15 protein-coding genes and 1 tRNA gene are annotated in these 14,629 nt (G+C 66.0%); 4 read left to right on the forward strand and 12 right to left on the reverse strand.

What is annotated here, in order from left to right:
* Nucleotides 1-94 precede the first annotated feature (94 nt).
* From M2428_RS11405 to M2428_RS11415, 3 genes are read left to right on the forward strand one after another with little or no spacing between them, the layout of a single operon-like run.
* Entirely contained in the window at nt 95-814 is a 720-nt protein-coding gene (locus M2428_RS11405) for a LytTR family DNA-binding domain-containing protein (protein ID WP_277526077.1), read from the forward strand.
* Nucleotides 811-1,233 (forward strand): hypothetical protein, encoded by a 423-nt coding sequence (locus M2428_RS11410; RefSeq protein ID WP_277526078.1) that lies wholly within the window; start codon nt 811-813, stop codon nt 1,231-1,233. Before M2428_RS11405 ends, M2428_RS11410 begins: the two co-directional genes overlap by 4 nt.
* Nucleotides 1,234-1,273: 40 nt before the next feature.
* Complete coding sequence (locus tag M2428_RS11415; protein WP_277526079.1) at nt 1,274-2,737, forward strand: cation acetate symporter; 1,464 nt, start codon at nt 1,274-1,276, stop codon at nt 2,735-2,737.
* A 59-nt stretch (nt 2,738-2,796) separates the two neighbouring features.
* Here the strand turns inward: M2428_RS11415 and M2428_RS11420 are convergent, their stop codons facing one another.
* The 6 genes from M2428_RS11420 to rpsB all read right to left on the reverse strand — a co-directional run bounded on the left by M2428_RS11420 (nt 2,797) and on the right by rpsB (nt 7,844).
* On the reverse strand, nt 2,797-3,423 hold the full coding sequence (locus tag M2428_RS11420) for a DivIVA domain-containing protein (RefSeq protein ID WP_277526080.1): 627 nt from the start codon (nt 3,421-3,423) through the stop codon (nt 2,797-2,799).
* A 31-nt stretch (nt 3,424-3,454) separates the two neighbouring features.
* Nucleotides 3,455-4,375, reverse strand: a complete 921-nt coding sequence (locus tag M2428_RS11425) for a phosphatidate cytidylyltransferase (protein WP_277526081.1) — start codon at nt 4,373-4,375, stop codon at nt 3,455-3,457.
* Entirely contained in the window at nt 4,375-4,932 is a 558-nt protein-coding gene (gene frr / locus M2428_RS11430; RefSeq protein ID WP_277526082.1) for a ribosome recycling factor, read from the reverse strand. The genes M2428_RS11425 and frr overlap by 1 nt, the downstream gene beginning before the upstream one ends.
* A 112-nt stretch (nt 4,933-5,044) precedes the next feature.
* Nucleotides 5,045-5,782 (reverse strand): UMP kinase, encoded by a 738-nt coding sequence (gene pyrH, locus M2428_RS11435; RefSeq protein ID WP_277526083.1) that lies wholly within the window; start codon nt 5,780-5,782, stop codon nt 5,045-5,047.
* Between the two features lie 174 nt (nt 5,783-5,956).
* Complete coding sequence (tsf, locus tag M2428_RS11440; protein ID WP_277526084.1) at nt 5,957-6,793, reverse strand: translation elongation factor Ts; 837 nt, start codon at nt 6,791-6,793, stop codon at nt 5,957-5,959.
* Nucleotides 6,794-6,926: 133 nt separating this feature from the next.
* Nucleotides 6,927-7,844: a 30S ribosomal protein S2 gene (gene rpsB / locus M2428_RS11445; protein ID WP_277526085.1), complete on the reverse strand. Its 918-nt coding sequence runs from the start codon at nt 7,842-7,844 to the stop codon at nt 6,927-6,929.
* A 663-nt stretch (nt 7,845-8,507) separates the two neighbouring features.
* On the opposite strand from rpsB, the gene M2428_RS11450 reads away from it, so the two are divergent.
* The gene (locus M2428_RS11450; protein WP_277526086.1) at nt 8,508-9,107 is read left to right on the forward strand and encodes a M23 family metallopeptidase; all 600 of its coding nucleotides are present in this window, start codon (nt 8,508-8,510) and stop codon (nt 9,105-9,107) included.
* Nucleotides 9,108-9,193: 86 nt separating this feature from the next.
* Here the strand turns inward: M2428_RS11450 and M2428_RS11455 are convergent, their stop codons facing one another.
* The 6 genes from M2428_RS11455 to M2428_RS11480 all read right to left on the reverse strand — a co-directional run bounded on the left by M2428_RS11455 (nt 9,194) and on the right by M2428_RS11480 (nt 14,579).
* On the reverse strand, nt 9,194-10,384 hold the full coding sequence (locus tag M2428_RS11455) for an acyl-CoA dehydrogenase family protein (RefSeq protein ID WP_277526087.1): 1,191 nt from the start codon (nt 10,382-10,384) through the stop codon (nt 9,194-9,196).
* Nucleotides 10,385-10,582: 198 nt separating this feature from the next.
* A tRNA-Ile gene (locus tag M2428_RS11460) sits at nt 10,583-10,656 on the reverse strand.
* A 162-nt stretch (nt 10,657-10,818) separates the two neighbouring features.
* A complete protein-coding gene (locus tag M2428_RS11465) occupies nt 10,819-12,015 on the reverse strand; it encodes a glycosyltransferase (protein WP_277526088.1) in 1,197 nt (398 codons plus the stop codon).
* Nucleotides 12,016-12,120: 105 nt separating this feature from the next.
* A complete protein-coding gene (locus M2428_RS11470) occupies nt 12,121-13,023 on the reverse strand; it encodes a DMT family transporter (RefSeq protein WP_277526089.1) in 903 nt (300 codons plus the stop codon).
* On the reverse strand, nt 13,023-13,646 hold the full coding sequence (locus tag M2428_RS11475; protein WP_277526090.1) for a CDP-alcohol phosphatidyltransferase family protein: 624 nt from the start codon (nt 13,644-13,646) through the stop codon (nt 13,023-13,025). Before M2428_RS11475 ends, M2428_RS11470 begins: the two co-directional genes overlap by 1 nt.
* Nucleotides 13,647-13,700: 54 nt before the next feature.
* Nucleotides 13,701-14,579: a phage holin family protein gene (locus M2428_RS11480; protein WP_277526091.1), complete on the reverse strand. Its 879-nt coding sequence runs from the start codon at nt 14,577-14,579 to the stop codon at nt 13,701-13,703.
* Between the last annotated feature and the right edge of the window lie 50 nt (nt 14,580-14,629).

The following is a 14,629-nucleotide window of genomic DNA, read 5'->3' on the forward strand; positions in this document are numbered from 1 at the left end:
GGACGGTCCGCTACTAATCCGCGACGGTCCCCGCCGGGTGCACATGCCTGACAGCCTGGGCCGGCCAAAATGCCTGCGGCAGTAGGCTAGTGCCATGATTAACGTCCTCGTCGCCGACGACGAGCTCCCCGCCGTCGAGGAACTGGCCTTCCTGCTCGGCAAAGATGACCGGATCGGCTCCATCTACCGCGCATCCTCCGGCGCCGAGGCCCTGCGGGCGCTTGAGGCCGAAGAAGTCGACGCCGTTTTCCTTGACATCCACATGCCGGCGCTGTCAGGGCTAGACATTGCCCGGGTCATTTCCCGCAGCTCCCATCCTCCCGCGGTGGTCTTCGTGACCGCGGACGAGGACTGTGCGCTGGAGGCCTTCGAGCTCGCGGCCGTGGACTACCTCCTCAAGCCCGTCCGCGCCGAACGGCTGGCGAAATCGATCGGCCGCATCAGCGATCTGCTCAAGGACGGTGCCCCGGCGCCCGAAATGATCACCGTGGACCTGGGCGGGACCACCAAGATGATCCGGCGCGAAGACGTCACCTACGTCCAGGCGCAGGGCGACTACGCCCGGCTGCACACCGCGGAGGCGAGCTACCTCATCAGGGTTCCGCTGGCCGACCTCGAGCAGCAATGGGCCGACGCCGGGTTCCTGCGCATCCACCGCTCCTACCTGACCGCGCTGAGCCACATCAGCCACATGAAGCTTGCCGCGGCGCGGCCCAGCGTCACCGTGGCCGGGGCCGAACTGCCCATCAGCCGCCGGCTCCTGCCGGCGGTCCGGGAAAAGCTCGAAGCAAGCCGTATCCGGCCGCAGGCATGACCCGGGTCCGGGTCACGGCGCCGCGGACCGTCAATGCAGGCAGCGTCACATCGGGCAATGCCACACCGAACAGTGCCACACCGAACAGTGCCGCCCTGACCGGCGGGCGCTCCGCGGCGGCCCCGCACGAGGCAGCAGAGGAATCCGACGCCGGGCAGCTGTTCGTCCGCTCGCTCATCCGGTCCCAGCTCCGCCTGGGCCTCGTGGTGGGTCTGGGTTTCCTGCTGATCCTGCTCGCCTTCCCGCTAATGCTCGGGCTGGTCCCCGGCCTGGCAGACTCCACCATTGCGGGCCTGCCCTTCGACTGGGTGCTGCTGGGTGCCGGAATCTATCCGGTGATCGGTCTCAGCGCCTGGCTGTACGTGCGGACCGCCGCCAGGAACGAGGCCCGCTACCGGGACCTCGCCGGCGACAAGTGAGGGACATGACCGGACAGCTGGCGTCCCGGGTGGGCGGAACGTGAACCCCGTCGTAGGGGTGGCGGCGTTCGCCGCGGTCTCGCTCGCCACGGCCGTTATCGGTTTCTACGGGCTGCGGATCTCGCGCACCACCGGGGACTTCTACGTGGCGTCCCGGACGGTCAAGCCGTGGTGGAATGCCTCGGCGATCGGCGGCGAGTACCTTTCGGCCGCGAGTTTCCTGGGTGTCGCCGGACTGATCCTGCTCTCCGGCACTGATGCGCTGTGGTACCCAGTGGGTTACACGGCCGGCTACCTGATGCTGCTCCTGTTCGTCGCCGCTCCCCTGCGCCGCTCCGGTGCCTACACGATTCCGGATTTCACAGAGGCGCGCCTCGATTCGCGGGCCGTCCGCCGCGTCACAAGCCTGGTGGTGGTCCTGGTCGGCTGGCTCTATATCGTCCCGCAGCTCCATGGCGCGGCCCTGGCAATCCGGATCACCACGGGCCTGCCGGCCTGGGTGGGCCCGGTGGCGGTGGTCGGCGTCGTCTGCATCACTGTGGTGGCCGGCGGGATGCGCTCCATTACGTTCGTCCAGGCGTTCCAGTACTGGCTCAAGCTGACCGCGCTGGCGGTGCCGATCGTGTTCCTGCTGTTTGTGCTGGGCGGCGGCGAATCCGCCGTGGCTGCCCCCGCAGCCAATCCGACGGCGCTGGCTCCCGCGGGGCCGTATCAGATCATTTCACTGCTCGTGGCCCTGCTCTTTGGAACACTCGGGCTGCCGCACGTGCTGGTCCGCTTCTACACGAACCCGGACGGGCAGTCCGCCCGGCGGACCACTCTGATTGTTCTGGGCCTGCTGTCGGTCTTCTACCTGTTCCCGACGGCGTACGGCATACTCGGCCGCATGTTCGCCCCCGACCTTGCCCAGAGCGGCCAGTCCGATGCGCTGGTGCTGCTGCTGCCCGGCCGGATGATCGGCGGGATGGCCGGCGACCTGCTGACGGCGCTGGTGGTGGCCGGGGCGTTCGCGGCGTTCCTGTCGACGACGTCCGGCCTGGTGGTCTCCCTGGCGGGCGTGATCAGCCAAGACGTGTTCGGCGGCAGTGTCCGGGGCTTCCGGCTTGCGGCGCTAGTCTCGGCCATAGTCCCGCTGGGGATCGCGTCGATGACCGAATCGCTGGCGCTAGCCGGCAGCGTGGGTCTCGTGTTTGCCTTTACGGCGTCCACCATCTGCCCGGTCCTGCTGCTGGGCATCTGGTGGCGGGGACTGACCGACGCCGGGGCAATCGCCGGCATGGCGACCGGCGGCGTGCTCTGCGGCAGCGCGATGGTGGCCGGCTCGGTGCTGGGCGCTGCCCAGACGCCGTCGTGGCTGGCGCAGCCCGCCGCCTGGACGGTCCCGGCGGCGTTCGCCGTCACGATCTTGGTGTCCCGCGCAACGCGGGGCCGGGTGCCGCGGACCCTGACGCGCCTCATGACCCGGCTGCATACCCCGGAACGGCCGCTCGCGACGGAACGGTGACGCGTCGGCGATCCGGCGTCGGGCTCACCCGGCAGGTGGGCACCCGGCGTCGGGCGTGACTAGTCGATGGCCGCCATGAGCTCGACGGCGCGTTCCAGGAACGCGTCGACCTGGCTTTCCTCGTAGCCGTCCCGGCCCACAGCGGGGCGGAACACGGCACGCCGGACGTTGTCCACGCTCAGCGGCTGGTCCTCCTCGAGGTAGCCGATCAGCTCGTGGCACAAATCGTCAACGTCGGTAATGTTGTAGCTGCGGGCCTTGGGCTTGGACGGGCGCCGGAAGCGCTGGCCGTCCGGGCGGTGCAGGCGCCCGCGCAGGACGCCCGCGAGCCGGCCGATTTCGCGCAGCCAGGCGTCCTCGCCGCGTTCGGCAACCAACTCATCGCGCTCCCGCCGGGCAAGGGCGTCTTCGAGCCGGTCCAGCGCGGCGTCCACGCCGGCCGCAGCGTAGCCGCCCTTCACAGGATCGAAGGACACGGCCCGGACATCAGAGCTCTTGATGGCGCGGGCGGACGCGGACGGAGCTTCAAATGACACCCGGGCGCGCTGCAGGAAATCGTCGACCTGCTTGGCGTTGTAGCCATACTGGTTCCGCTGCACGCGGTCAAAAGACGCAGGAATCTGCCGTTGAATGTCCACTGTTACTTTGTTCCTTTGATGCCGTTCGGCTGGTTTGCTCGGCACCATTCTAGGCGCCGGAAGTGCTGGTGCCGTGCTTCTAGGCGCCAGCGAGGGCCGAGAACAGGATGAACGCCACCGGCGAGGCGAAAACAATCGAGTCCAGACGGTCCATGACGCCTCCGTGACCGGGGAGAATGCTGCTCATATCCTTGATGCCGAGCTCGCGCTTGACCATCGATTCGGCGAGGTCGCCGGCAGTGGCGGCTGCCACCATGCCCACCGCGACCACGACGCCGAACCACCACGGCTCGCCCAACACGAAGACCATGGCGAGCACGCCCACGATGACGGCACCGGCGATCGAGCCGGCGAAGCCTTCCCAGGTCTTCTTGGGGCTGATCTTGGGGGCCATGGGATGCTTGCCCAGGGATGCGCCCACGAGGTAGCCGAAGGTGTCGTTGGCCACCACCAGGAGCAGCAGGGTGGCGATTTGCCAGGCTCCCTGCGGGATCACTCCATCAGGCCACAGGCCCACCGGCGTCTCGCCGTCGGCGGTGTGCAGCAGCAGCGTCGCGAAGCTGATCAGGAACGGCACCCAGGACAGGGTGAATACCCCCGCGAAGATGCTCCGCGCCGAGCCGGCGGCACCCTCCAGGGTCCGCCACAACAGCACCGCCACGCTGCTGACGAGCATGGCAAAGAGCAGGCTTTCGAGGCCGCCGAAGTAGGCGGCGATCGGCATGGCGACCGTTCCGACCATCACGGGGACGATCGGCAGCCGCGTGCCTGCGGCCTCCAGTGCACGGTAAATTTCCCAGACGCCGAAGATCGCAAACGTGGCGGTCACCAGGACAAAGCCGAGCGGGAGGAACAGCAGGCCGCCGAGGACGCACACGAGCATGCCCACACCCGAGCCGATGGCGGCAGGCAGGTTCCGCCCCGCCTTGGGCGTCGGGTTTTCGCGTTGCTTCCCCCGCCTCCGGGCGCGCGGCCCGGAGGTCTCCTTTGCCTGATCCATCAGACCTCGAGCAGCTCAGCTTCCTTGCGCTTGAGCAGCTCGTCAATCCCGTCCACGTGCGCCTTGGTCATGGCGTCGAGTTCCTTCTCGCCGCGTGCGCCTTCGTCTTCGCCGGCGTCGCCGTCCTTGACGAGCTTGTCCAGCGTTTCCTTGGCCTTGCGGCGGATGTTGCGGATGGACACCTTCGCGTCCTCACCCTTGGACTTGACGATCTTGACGTATTCCTTGCGCCGTTCGCTGGTCAGCTCGGGAATGGTGATCCGGATGACGTTGCCGTCGTTGGAGGGGTTGGCGCCCACCTCGGAGTCGCTCAGCGCGCGTTCGATGTCGCGCAGGGCCGTCTTGTCGTACGGGGTGATGAGGATGGTGCGGGCATCCGGGACCGCGAAGGAGGCCAGCTGCTGCAGCGGAGTCGGGGTGCCGTAGTACTCCACGACAACCTTGTTGTACAGGCCAGGTGTCGCGCGGCCGGTCCGGATCGAGGCGAAGTCGTCCTTGGCTACCTCAACTGCCTTGTCCATCTTGTCCCCGGCTTCGAGCAAGGTTTCTTCGATCACGGTCTCTCCTCAGAAATTGGTGCGTCCCGGGGGCCGGGGCGCGGCACGTCTTCTTGTGCGCCTGTATCTTCCGCCAGCCGGCGGAAAGGTCCTGAAAACATCCTAGCTGTTGCTACGGGGTGACGACGGTGCCCAGGTCTTCGCCCAGGATGGCGCGGGTGACATTGCCCTCGCCTTCCATGCCGAAGACCACCATTGTGAGGTTGTTGTCCTTGCACATGGTCATCGCGGTCTGGTCCATCACGCGGATGTCGCGGCGGAGGGCGTCGTCGTAGCTGAGGCGGTGCAGCTTCTCCGCCGACGGGTCCTTCTTCGGGTCAGAGGTGTAGACGCCGTCGACTCCGCTTTTGGCCATCAGGACGACGTCGGCGTGGACCTCCAGGGCGCGCTGGGCGGCCACGGTGTCCGTGGAGAAGTAAGGCAGGCCGGCGCCGGCGCCGAAGATGACAACCCGGCCCTTTTCCATGTGCCGGATGGCGCGGCGGGGAATGTAGGCCTCGGCCACCTGGCCCATGGTGATGGCGCTCTGCACGCGCGTTTCCACCCCGGCCTGTTCCAGGAAGTCCTGGAGCGCGAGGCAGTTCATGACGGTTCCGAGCATGCCCATGTAGTCGGCGCGGGAGCGGTCCATGCCGCTCTGGGACAGCTCGGCGCCGCGGAAGAAGTTGCCTCCGCCGACGACGATTGCGACCTCGACGTCGGGGACTGCGGCGGCGATCTGTTTGGCCACGCCGCGGACGGTATCGGGGTCAACGCCAAGTTTCCCGCCCCCGAAGACCTCGCCGGAGAGCTTCAAGAGGACGCGGCGCCTGTTCTTCTTTGGCTGGGCTGAAGTGGTGACGGTTTCCATGGTGCCTTCCCGTTGGTGAACTCTGAGTTAGGTTATCGTGCTGGGCGCCCAAGGCGGCATTCCGGCCGTGACCGGAACCGTGCCTCGCGCGTGCATGCAAAAGGGGTGGCCACCGTGGTGACCACCCCCTTAGCGTGTCTGGCTATTGCCTGACTGGTGTCCGGCTAGTCTCTGCTAGGAACCGACGCGGAAGCGCGTGAAGGCGGTTCCCTTGACGCCGGCCTCTTCGAGGACCTGGGCGACAGACTTCTTGGCATCCTTGGCGAATGCCTGGTCGAGGAGAACCTCGCCCTTGTAGAAGCCGGTGACGCGGCCTTCGACGATTTTGGTCATCGCGGCTTCGGGCTTGCCCTCGGCCTTGGCGGTTTCCTCGGCGATGCGGCGCTCGGACTCGACGAGCTCGGCCGGAACGTCCTCGCGGGAGAGGTAGTTCGGGGACATCGCGGCGACGTGAACGGCGACGTCGTGGGCTGCGGTGGCAGCTGCTTCGCCTTCGCCGTCAACAGCAAAGAGCACGCCGACCTGGGCCGGGAGATCCTTGGAGGTCTTGTGCAGGTAAGCGTCGACCGTTGCGCCCTCGATGCGGGAGATGCGGCGGACAACAACCTTCTCGCCCAGAACAGCGCCCTCTTCGATGACAACCTCGGACAGCGGCTTGCCGTCGACGTCGGTGGCCAGCAGGGTCTCGAGGTCGGCAGCGCCGGACTCGACGGCCACGGTGAGGACCTTGTCAGCCAGCTGGATGAACTTGTCAGCCTTGGCGACGAAGTCGGTCTCGCAGTTGACTTCGATCATCACGCCGACGCCGTTGGAGACCTTGGCAGCAACCAGGCCTTCAGCGGTGGAGCGGCCTTCGCGCTTGGTGGCGCCCTTGAGGCCCTTGATGCGGATGATTTCGATGGCCTTCTCGGCGTCACCGTTGGCTTCGTCAAGAGCCTTCTTGACATCCATCATGCCGGCGCCGGTGCGCTCGCGCAGAGCCTTGATATCAGCGGCAGTGTAGTTCGCCATGTGAACCCCTCTGTCTAGAAATTTATGTGGTGTACGGACCGACAGGACGGCTGCTCACCGAGTGAGCGGCCATCCTGTCGGTACCCCCTATGCAGCTGAGCGCATGTGGGGAGATCCAGATTTACTTGTCTGACTACTTGGCTTCGTCGGCGGCCGGTGCTTCTTCAGCAGCCGGTGCAGCTTCAGCGGCGGGTGCCTCTTCAGCGGCCGGAGCAGCTTCAGCGGCCGGTGCCTCTTCGGCAGCCGGAGCAGCCTCAGCAGCGGGCGCTGCAGCAGCTTCAGCCTTGTTGCCTTCGAGGAGCTCGCGCTCCCACTCGGCCAGCGGCTCTTCCGGAGCTTCCGTGGTGCCGGTGGCGCGCTGGTTGCGGGCGATGAGGCCCTCGGCAACGGCGTCGGCGACCACGCGGGTCAGCAGGTTGACGGAGCGGATCGCGTCGTCGTTACCCGGGATCGGGAAGTCGACTTCGTCGGGATCGCAGTTGGTGTCCAGGATGGCCACAACCGGGATGTTCAGCTTCTTGGCTTCGTCGACAGCAAGGTGTTCCTTCTTGGTGTCAACGATCCACAGCGCGGACGGCGCCTTGGTCAGGTTGCGGATACCACCGAGGTTGGTTTCCAGCTTGGTGAGTTCGCGGCGAAGGAGCAGCAGTTCCTTCTTGGTGTAAGCCGAACCGGCGACGTCGTCGAAGTCAATCTCTTCGAGTTCCTTCATGCGCTGGATCCGCTTGGAGACCGTCTGGAAGTTGGTCAGCATACCGCCGAGCCAACGCTGGTTGACGTACGGCTGGCCAACGCGGGTGGCCTGCTCGGCGATGGATTCCTGCGCCTGCTTCTTGGTGCCGACGAAGAGAACGGTCCCGCCGTGTGCAACGGTGGCCTTCACGAACTCGTAGGCACGGTCGATGTAGGACAGCGACTGCTGCAGGTCAATGATGTAGATACCGTTGCGCTCCGTGAAGATGAAGCGCTTCATCTTCGGGTTCCAACGGCGGGTCTGGTGTCCAAAGTGGACGCCGCTGTCAAGCAGCTGGCGCATAGTTACGACGGGCATGCCGACGCTCCTTCCGGCAGGTCATTCATGAGAGAGCCCATGGCTCTCTTACCCTGCCAATAGTTGACGGTTGTTTAGCATTCGCCCGGGGCGGGCGTTGCTCCTGGCATCCACTGCGCTTCCCATCCGTACCCAAGGGAACGGACCGCAGGAGGCACAGTCCTCCGGTTCTGAAGTTTCAGGCTTCTTTTGAGGAGGGCTGGATACGCGTAGTCAGCCACTGCTCCCCCGCACCCCTGAATGAGGCGTGCCGGCTCGGACAACCACGAATTATCGTGACGTACAAGCGTGAGGGCACAGCAAACTGCTCCACCAAGTGTACTACAGCGCCCCCGTACCGAAGGACGGTTTTCGCGGGGTCGCGGGGCGGGGTTCCGGGGCTTTGACGGGCGTCGGTGAGCATGTTTTTGCGGCGCCCGGAAGTGCGCGGCCGGGCGGTATGCGACTGGGGCCTGTATCCGTCGTGGCGGCGTAGCCGTCCTAGCGGCCTCCCGGCAGGGCTGCATCCCTCGTGGCGTCGTCGAGCACATTCCGCGGCGCCCGGAACCGAAGACGAATGGGCATGAGGCTGGGATGCCGGCGCCTTCTGACCGTACTTGAGCCTTTTCCACATAGCCCTCGTGGGAAATTCCGCCCAGCGCGCCGCCGCGGCAGGCTGGGTCCATGAACATCTCCCCCGGCCTTGCAGCACTGCTTCTGGTGCTGTCCGTCATCCCCGCAGATTCCGTCGCCGCGGCCTCTGAGGTTTCGGTTTCCTCCCAGGTCTCGGTATCCGCGGCCCAGGTTTCAAGGTCCACCGTCCGGGGCTCCCCGTGGGCAGAGCCAGTCCCGGCACCTGCATGGCGCTGGCCGCTCAGCCCGCGGCCGGCGGTTCTGCGCGCCTTCGATCCCCCGGCCAGGCCGTGGCTCAGCGGTCACCGCGGTGTCGACCTTGAGGCGGCACATGATGGTGCCCCGCTCATCTCGCCGGCCGCCGGAACCGTGAGCTTTGTCGGGACGGTAGTGGACCGCCCGGTCATCACGATCGATCACGGCAACGGGCTGCGCAGCAGTTTCGAGCCGGTGGCGAGTTCGCTGAGGACCGGGTCCGCCGTGGCAGAGGGCGGTGTCCTGGGGCAGGTACAGGCCGGCCACTGCGGCCCGGCACCGCCTTGCCTCCATTGGGGCGTCCGCCGCGGCGAAGACTACGTCAATCCGCTGGCGTTCGTGATGGACCTACGACCTTCCGTCCTGCTCCAGCCCATCGACGTCGGCCCCTCATGAACGGCTCCCCCGTGAACTGCTCCCTCGCGTAGCCACCCTAGGCAGTCGCGGCGGCTGTTCGGCGCGCCTTAGACGATCGCAGAAATCTAGACGATCGCGGAAATTCCCGTGATCGCCCGGCCGGTGACCAGCGTGTTGATCTCGTGCGTGCCCTCGTAGGAATAGATGGCTTCGGCGTCCGCGAAGACTTTGGCCATCTCGAAGTCCGTCACGATTCCGTTGCCGCCGAGGATGCTCCGGCCCAGGGCCACACTTTCGCGCATGCGCGCGGTGGTGAACGCCTTGGCCAGGGCGGACTGCTCGTCCTTCGCCTCGCCCGCGTCCTCCAGCTGGGAAAGCCTCACCATCATGCCCATGGAGCTGACCGCGTTCCCGAGGATCTGCACGAGCTGATGCTGGATCAGCTGGAAGGAGGCAATCGGACGGCCGAATTGGCTGCGTTCCACGGCGTAGCGCCGGGCGACGTCGAAGGCCGCGAGCTGCTGGCCCACCGCTTGCCAGGCCACGGCGAGGCGGGTGACTTTCAGGACCTTGTTGGTGTCGCGGAAGCTGTTGGCGTTGGCGAGCTTGAAGAACTCCGGCACCACTACATTGTCGAGCGTGATGTCGGCGTTCTGGACCGTGCGCAGCGAGATCTTGTTCTCGATCTTCACGGCGCTGTACCCTTCGGTCTTGGTGTCAACGAGGAAGCCCTTGACCTGGTTGTCGTCGACGTCGCGGGCGTAAACGACCACCCAGTCGGAGAAGGTGGCGTTTCCGATCCAGCGCTTGGCTCCGTTGAGGATCCAGTTGCCGCCGTTGCGCCGCGCGGTGGTGCGCGTGCCGCCGGCGACGTCGGAGCCGCCAAGGGGCTCGGTGAGGCCGAAGGCGCCGATCTTCGTGAGCGAGTAGATCTCGGGAAGCCACGCGTCCTGCTGCTCCTTGGAGGCAAGGGCTTCGATGGAGCCGGTGAACAGCCCGTCATGGACGCCCATGAACGTCGCGATCGAGGTGTCCGCGCGGGTGGCCTCGGCGTGCAGGATTCCCGCGAAGAGGTTCGAGTACCCCTGCCTCCTGACCGGGCTGACCAGGTCGATTTCGGCAAGCTTCGGGATCAGCTCCATGGGGAACTCCGCGCGATTCCAGCAATCGACGGCAATCGGCCTGACCTCGCGGGCGAGGAACTCGCGGACCTCGGCCAGCCTGTCCTGCTCCTTGGCGCTGAGCAGCTGCTCGAACGCGAAGAAGTCGCCGTCGGCGTAGGGCAGGTTGTTAATGTCAATTGCAGCTTTGGGCATGATGTTCCTTCACTCGTGATCAGCGGCGACCAAAAGGACGCAGACTTCGCGCCGACTATATGTTACTCACGAGTAACTTATCGCAGTCTGCTGGCGCCTGCAAGCACCGGGCCGACAAAAAAGGAGCCGCGGCCGACGTCGAACGTCAGCCACGGCTCCCGTGGTGCGGCCCCCGGATAGGAGGATCCCGCAGAAATGTAGGGCTACTCGGACTTGAACCGAGGACCTTAGGATTATGAGTCCCGCGCTCTAACCAGCTGAGCTATAGCCCCCTGCGCCCGGAGCCGGACCTGGCCCGCGGGGGCCGGATTGATCCCGGGCAAAAATACTCTAGCAATAGTAGACGCATCGCACGTGCATGCGGCCACCGGTCGGCATGGTCCACCTCCAGCCGGCCGGCCGCAACCGGCCCAGCGGGCCCAGCCGCAGCCTGCCTAGACGACGAAGTCGTCGTAGCTGGCGCCCCGGTAGATGTCCTCAAACGTCTGCAGCGTGCGCGCGATGCCGTGGTTCTCCACCATTTCCCGGCTGGTTTTGCCCATTGCCGCGAGCTCGTGTGCGGGCAGCGAGAAGACACTGGCCAGCTTGGCGGCGAGGTCATCGCTGTCGTTGGGCGTAAAGAGGTAGCCGTTCTCCCCGTCACGCACCAGGTGCGGCAGCGCCATCGCGTTGGCCAGCAGAACCGGCGTCGACGCCGACATCGCCTCCAGGGTCACGAGGGACTGAAGCTCCGCCGTGCCGGGCATGCAGAACACGTCGGCCGTGATGTAGGCCCTGCGAAGGTCGGCGTCGCTGGCCATGCCGAGGAACCTGACCCTGTTCGTCAGTCCGAGCCGGGCGACCTGGGCCTCGAGGGCCGGACGGACTTCTCCGCCGCCGACGATTTCCAGGTGGATGTCGAGGTCCTTGGGCGTCTTGGCGACGGCGTCGATCAGCACGTCCACGTGCTTCTCCTCAGCCAGCCGGCCGACGAAGAGTGCGGTGGGGCTGGCGTGGCGTTCCACCGTCTCATCCGGACCCAGCTCGTAAGCAGCGGCGTCGATGCCGTTGGACAGCGGCAGGACCTTGCGGAGGAAGGCGTGCTGGTGCATGGCTTTGGCGGCGAGCGGCGTCGGTGTGGTGACGACGTCGGCCTGGCCCATGACTTTGCCCATGTCCTTCCAGGAGATCCGGCCCACGATGTCTTTGAACCACTGCGGGAACGGCAGGAAGGGGTTCAGGTTCTCCGGCATGAAGTGGTTCGTCGCCACCACACGGATGCCGCGCTTCACAGCTTCGTAGAGGACGTGCTCGCCGATCATGTAGTGGCTCTGGATGTGCACCACGTCCGGCTGGATGCGGTCAAACAAGAGACCGATTTCCTTCTTGATCTCCCAGGGGAAGGTGATCCGGAAGTATTCGTGCGTGGGCACGGAATGGGAGCGGAGGCGGTGCACGGTGGCCTCCTCGCTGAACTCGCTGTAGCTCGCGCCCTTGCCCGGGCGGCATGCCAGGACGTGCACGTTGTGCCCGCGGGCAGTCATGCCCTTGGCGAGACGGTAGCCGAACTGGGCGGCGCCGTTGACGTGGGGCGGATACGTGTCAGCGGCAATCAGGATGGTCAGCGGGGACTGGTTGTCGGACTTGGTCACGTGAAGAGCTCCTGGTGGTCGCTGTGCGGACAGCTGGATCAATGGCGGCCGGCTGGCGGTCGGCACAGGCGCGCCGAGCCTGCAGCCGAAGTCTGGACTGATGCCCTAGGACCTGCCCGCTGCCTTCCGCGCTTCCTTCTTGCGCTTGGTGACTTCCGGGTGGTGCCTGGAGAGGGCTATAACTCCCACGATAGCAAGCAATGCGGCCGTGCCCATGGCAATAGCCGTCACGGCTTGGACGTCTGGGCGCAGTTCTCCCAGAATTACGATGCCGATCGCGATGCCCACAATGGGGTCGATCACGGTCAATCCGGCGATCACGAGGTCCGGAGGTCCGCTGGAGTAGGCGTTTTGGACAAACCACGATCCCAGAGCGCCGGCAGCAATAAGCGCCACGACGCTGTACCACGGCACATTCAGCAGGAACTGCCCGTTGGGATCGAGCAGATGCCTGCCAATGATGCGGGTCAGGACAGCCACGAAGCCAAACAGGACGCCGGCGCCGAGGATGTAGACGAAGGCGCTCAGGCGGTGCTTGAACAGGACGGCGAGCGTGCCGAAGAGCCCCACGGCCAGGGCCAGCAGCAGCACGATCGTCAGCTCGTCAGAGGCACTGACGTTGTGGTTCTCCTGGGTCGCGTTGACAGCCAGCAACACGAACAGCGCTGAGCCCGTCACGCAGCAAGAGATCGCCACGACGGTTGCCCGGTTCATGCTTAGGCCCTGGTCCTTGGTGTTGACCACGGTGGTGATGACCAGCGCGATCGCGCCGATCGGCTGCACCACCGTCAAGGGGGCCATGACGAGGGCGACGGCGTTCATCCCCATCCCGACGCACAGCAACATCAGCCCGAGCACCCAGCGCGGATTGCGCGCGAGCCGGAGCAGGCCGTGGCTGCTCAGCGCGAGGCCGCCGGTATCGGCCTTGACCGCGCTGCCCTGCCGCTGTGCGCCAAAGGCCAGACAGAAGGCGCCGAGGACCGCAAGCAAAACCGCAAGCCATACCATCAGTGGGAGCCGCCGTCGTGCGCCCGAAGCTGCCTGCCCTTGCCAATGATGGCCCCGACGTAGTTGTAGGCCGCGATCCAGTGCCCCACGAGACCCAGTCCCAGGAAGATCCACGCGACCGTGGCGTAGACGTTCGCGGCGGGCACCGGAAGTTTGGACAGCACCAGCAGCGGTGTGCCCACCAGCAGCAGGCCCGTCCGGATCTTTCCGATGCGGCTGACCGGCAGATCCGGGTGGCCGTGGAAATAAAACAGTGACAGGGCGAGCAGGACCGCGTCCGGGACCAGCAGTGCGACGAGATACCACCACTCGACGACGCCGGCGATCACCAGGGTCACGGCCACGGCGATCAGCGATAGCCTGTCGGCAATAGGGTCCATGACCCGTCCGAGGTTGGACATCTGGTTGAAGCGGCGGGCGATGTAGCCATCCACCCAGTCCGTGCTGGCCATGACGGCGAGCACAAGGGCACCGTAGCCGTACTCGTGTTCGGCGAGGACCAGCCAGATGAACAGGGGAACACCAAGGAAGCGCACCACGGTCAGGACATTTGGAACCGTGAAGACCGCGTCGCGGTGGACGAGGGGTTGCCCGGGGCGGGCACCAGCGCCGATGAACTTCATCGATTCCCCCTTTCCGTGGACGGCAACGGTTTGGTGTTCCGGTTCAGGGCCTGCCTAGCCCTTCATCAGCCTGCGCACCAGAACTGCCAAGGCGGCGGCCGACGCGGCCAGCACAGCAAGGGGCTTCCAGCGGTTCTTGATCTGGCCGGTCAGCTTCTGCCCGTCAGCGGATATGGGCGTCCCCGCCGAGGAGCGGGCTGAGGAGCGGAAGCCTGCGACCTTGTCGCTGAGCTGCGCTTGGCCGACCTGCAGCCGGGCCTGGGTGGCGGCCAGCAGGGTCTGGGCCTGGGTCTTGACATCGAGTTCCCGGCCGAGGTCGTCGCGCACGCCGGTGAGATGCGTACGCCGCTGGTCCAGCCGGCTTCGGAGTTCGGCCTCTGTGGGGGCAGGCCCCAAGTCGGGCTGTGCGGCAGCTTTGGCTTCCTTTTCCGCCTTTGCCTTGGCGGCTGCGGCTTCCTTGGCGGCCTTCGCGGCTTTGTACTGTTCGGAGTTCGGATCCAGGACGGCTGCGTCGAACGCGGAGCCTTCCCTGGCGATGCCAAGATCGTGCCTGAGTCCCCGGAGCGTGTCCTCGGGAACCAGCGGCATGACCGCCTTGAACTTCCTCTGCCCGATGAGCGCCCCGATCGCGGCGATGATCAGGCACACGGCGGAGACCAGCAAGGCGGCGAGCCACGCCGGCATGATCGTGGCCAGGCCCATGATCGCGGCGACCATCAGACCGATCACCAGCAGGCCAATGAAGACCAGTGCGACGGCGAAGAAGGCGCCGGCAACACCGAGCTGCATCCCCTTGCGCTTGATCTCGGCCTTGGCCAGAGCAATCTCGTCATTGAGCTGGCGGGGCGCCAGCTTGAAGATCATCTTCAAGGTTTTCGGCAGCGCGGTAATGCGCAACCCGCTGCCTGTCCCGCCGCTGTGACGTCCGCTCATCGGTCCCGCCTAACTGGTGCCATCCGTCGATCCGCTCGCGCGGGCTTGCC

It is taken from the genome of Arthrobacter sp. ES3-54, assembly GCF_029504395.1.
GTDB lineage: Bacteria > Actinomycetota > Actinomycetes > Actinomycetales > Micrococcaceae > Arthrobacter.

What these genes read in the sequence shown, in the direction of transcription:
- rpsB (WP_277526085.1), bottom strand. Translation starts at nt 7,844, where the DNA reads ATGCCCGTCGTAACTATGCGCCAGCTGCTTGACAGCGGCGTCCACTTT.
- M2428_RS11410 (WP_277526078.1), top strand. Translation starts at nt 811, where the DNA reads ATGACCCGGGTCCGGGTCACGGCGCCGCGGACCGTCAATGCAGGCAGC.
- M2428_RS11470 (WP_277526089.1), bottom strand. Translation starts at nt 13,023, where the DNA reads ATGGTATGGCTTGCGGTTTTGCTTGCGGTCCTCGGCGCCTTCTGTCTG.
- M2428_RS11475 (WP_277526090.1), bottom strand. Translation starts at nt 13,646, where the DNA reads ATGAAGTTCATCGGCGCTGGTGCCCGCCCCGGGCAACCCCTCGTCCAC.
- M2428_RS11455 (WP_277526087.1), bottom strand. Translation starts at nt 10,384, where the DNA reads ATGCCCAAAGCTGCAATTGACATTAACAACCTGCCCTACGCCGACGGC.
- M2428_RS11450 (WP_277526086.1), top strand. Translation starts at nt 8,508, where the DNA reads ATGAACATCTCCCCCGGCCTTGCAGCACTGCTTCTGGTGCTGTCCGTC.
- tsf (WP_277526084.1), bottom strand. Translation starts at nt 6,793, where the DNA reads ATGGCGAACTACACTGCCGCTGATATCAAGGCTCTGCGCGAGCGCACC.
- pyrH (WP_277526083.1), bottom strand. Translation starts at nt 5,782, where the DNA reads ATGGAAACCGTCACCACTTCAGCCCAGCCAAAGAAGAACAGGCGCCGC.
- M2428_RS11425 (WP_277526081.1), bottom strand. Translation starts at nt 4,375, where the DNA reads ATGGATCAGGCAAAGGAGACCTCCGGGCCGCGCGCCCGGAGGCGGGGG.
- M2428_RS11405 (WP_277526077.1), top strand. Translation starts at nt 95, where the DNA reads ATGATTAACGTCCTCGTCGCCGACGACGAGCTCCCCGCCGTCGAGGAA.
- M2428_RS11480 (WP_277526091.1), bottom strand. Translation starts at nt 14,579, where the DNA reads ATGAGCGGACGTCACAGCGGCGGGACAGGCAGCGGGTTGCGCATTACC.
- M2428_RS11420 (WP_277526080.1), bottom strand. Translation starts at nt 3,423, where the DNA reads ATGGTGCCGAGCAAACCAGCCGAACGGCATCAAAGGAACAAAGTAACA.